This is a genomic window from Candidatus Sulfotelmatobacter sp., from assembly GCA_035498555.1.
Classification (GTDB): Bacteria; Eisenbacteria; RBG-16-71-46; order RBG-16-71-46; family RBG-16-71-46; genus DATKAB01.
In genome coordinates this window covers 1-2,365 of record DATKAB010000110.1, presented here as the reverse complement: position 1 = coordinate 2,365, position 2,365 = coordinate 1, and the positions used below count along the sequence as shown (strand labels likewise).

Annotated in this window: 3 protein-coding genes; all 3 read left to right on the top strand. The window is 68.5% G+C overall.

Going from position 1 to position 2,365, the window contains the following annotated elements; all coding sequences use genetic code 11:
* Positions 1 to 201 (top strand): tetratricopeptide repeat protein (locus tag VMJ70_09925; GenBank protein HTO91439.1); only part of this gene is annotated, 201 nt, incomplete at its 5' end.
* Positions 202 to 243: 42 nt separating this feature from the next.
* Positions 244 to 1,401, top strand: coding sequence for a tRNA lysidine(34) synthetase TilS (gene tilS, locus VMJ70_09920; GenBank protein HTO91438.1), 1,158 nt, complete (start codon positions 244 to 246; stop codon positions 1,399 to 1,401).
* A 140-nt stretch (positions 1,402 to 1,541) separates the two neighbouring features.
* Positions 1,542 to 2,365, top strand: an 824-nt coding sequence (locus VMJ70_09915; GenBank protein HTO91437.1) for an ATP-dependent metallopeptidase FtsH/Yme1/Tma family protein, incomplete at its 3' end; no start/stop codon positions are given.

The following is a 2,365-nucleotide window of genomic DNA, read 5'->3' as shown; positions in this document are numbered from 1 at the left end:
TCCTTCCTCACCGTGGCGACCAAATACGAGCACGCGGGCAAGGCGCCGGACTCGCTCTTGCGCCTCGGCCAGTCGCTCGCCGCGCTGAACAAGAAGGAAGCGGCCTGCGCTACGCTGTCCGAAGTCAACCGCAAGTACCCGAAGGCGTCCGCCAGCGTGAAGCGCGGCGTGACGCAGGAACTCAAACGCGTGCATTGTTAGGGCATCGGCCCTAAAAGTGGGCTCCGGTTCTCGGATCAGATCATGCCCACTGACACTCCGGTCTCGGCCCGCGAAGCGCAAACGCTGTTCGGCGACCTCTGGTCGGCGCCGGCGCTGGTGCTGGCCGTCTCCGGCGGCGCGGACTCGACCGCGCTGATGCTGCTCGCCGCCCGCTGGCGTAGCGCGCGCAAGGCGGGCCCCAAGCTCATCGTCGTCACCATCGATCACGGCCTGCGCCCCGAGGCGAAGCGCGAAGCGGCGGCGGTGGCGCGGCTCGCGCGCCAACTCAAGATCGCGCATCGCACCTTGCGCTGGACCGGCCGGAAGCCCACGACCGGGCTGCAGCAGGCGGCGCGCGCCGCGCGCTACGCGCTGCTCGGAAGAGCGGCGCACGAAGCCGGCGCGCCCTTCGTGCTCACGGCGCATACGCTCGACGACCAGGCGGAAACGGTGCTGATCCGCATGAGCCGCGGCAGCGGGCTCGCCGGGTTGGGGGCAATGCAAAGAGTTTCCGTCATTCCGGGACGGCCCGAAGGGCCGGACCCGGAATCCAGGGCGACCAAGCAACGCCCATCCGTGGGCTCTGGATTCCGGGTTCGCTCGCTGCGCGAGCGCCCCGGAATGACAATGCTCCTCCGCCCGCTGCTCGAGATTCCCAAATCGCGGCTGATCGCTACGTTGCGGGCGGCGGAGATCGGCTATGCCGAGGACCCCTCCAACCGCGACCCGCGCTTCACCCGCGCCCGCCTGCGTGCGCTGATGCCCGAGTTGGCGCGCGAGGGGCTCGATGCCGCCCGGCTCGCTTTGCTCGCCCGGCGCCTGAAGCGGGCGGACGCCGCGATCGAAGCGGCGGTCGACCGCGCCGAGCGCGATCTCACCGTCGAGACGCGGGCAGGGGCGGTCAGCTTCGAAGCCCGCCGCGTCGCTGGCCTGCCCGACGAGGTGGCGCTGCGCCTGCTCGGCCGTGCCATCGGGGCGCTCGGCGACGAGGGTCCGGTCGAGCTGGCCAAGCTGGAAACGCTGAAATCCGCCCTCGATGCCGCGCAAACGGGCGAAAACCAGCCGTTTCGCCGCACTCTGGCCGGCGCTCTTGTCACATTGGCTGGCGGTCAAATCCTGGTAGAGAGGGCTCCGCCGCGGCGAGGCAGACGCTTAACCACGCGCCGATCGGTTGAGGCCAAGCGGGCAAAAGCGCGCTAGAATGTTTGAGAATCGGGGCCTTTCCTTGCCGGCCCGCGCTGCCTACATTGTGGTCCGGGTCGGACGTTAATTCGCCCCGAAAGCTGGGCACGAAATGAAGGCCGCAGGCGCCGGAACGCGCGGCCCGTTAGGAACGCCTGATGAACGCCAATCTCCGTAATTTCGCCCTCTGGGTGATCATTGTCCTGCTGCTGCTCGCCCTGTTCACGCTCTTCCAGAACCCGGGTCAGCGCACCTCGTCGCAGGACATCTCCTTCTCGCAGCTGCTCAACGAGGTCGACCAGGGCCGCGTGCGCGATGTCGTCATCCAGGGTCCGGAAATCCACGGCACCTTCTCGAACGGCACCGCCTTCCAGACCTATGCGCCGAACGACCCGCAGCTGATCCAGAAGCTCTACGCCAAGGGCGTCTCCATCACCGCGCGGCCGCCGTCGGACAACGTGCCGTGGTTCGTCTCGCTGCTCGTCTCCTGGCTGCCTTTCATCGCGCTGATCGGCGTGTGGATCTTCCTGTCGCGCCAGATGCAAGGCGCCGGCGGCAAGGCGCTCGGCTTCGGCAAGTCGCGCGCCAAGCTGCTCGCCGAAGCGCACGGCCGCGTCACCTTCGAGGACGTCGCCGGCGTCGACGAGGCCAAGCAGGATCTGCAGGAGATCGTCGAATTCCTGCGCGATCCCGGCAAATTCCAGCGCCTGGGCGGACGCATTCCGCGCGGCGTCTTGCTGGTCGGCCCGCCGGGCACCGGCAAGACCTTGATCGCGCGCGCGGTCGCCGGCGAAGCCAATGTGCCGTTCTTCACCATTTCCGGCTCCGACTTCGTCGAGATGTTCGTCGGCGTCGGCGCTTCCCGCGTGCGCGACATGTTCGAGCAGGCGAAGAAGAACGCGCCCTGCATCATCTTCATCGACGAAATCGACGCGGTGGGCCGCCATCGCGGCGCCGGCCTCGGCGGCGGCAATGACGAGCG

Bases quoted from the DNA above. Each gene is read 5' to 3' on its own strand.
- tilS (HTO91438.1), top strand. From the start codon at position 244: ATGCCCACTGACACTCCGGTCTCGGCCCGCGAAGCGCAAACGCTGTTC.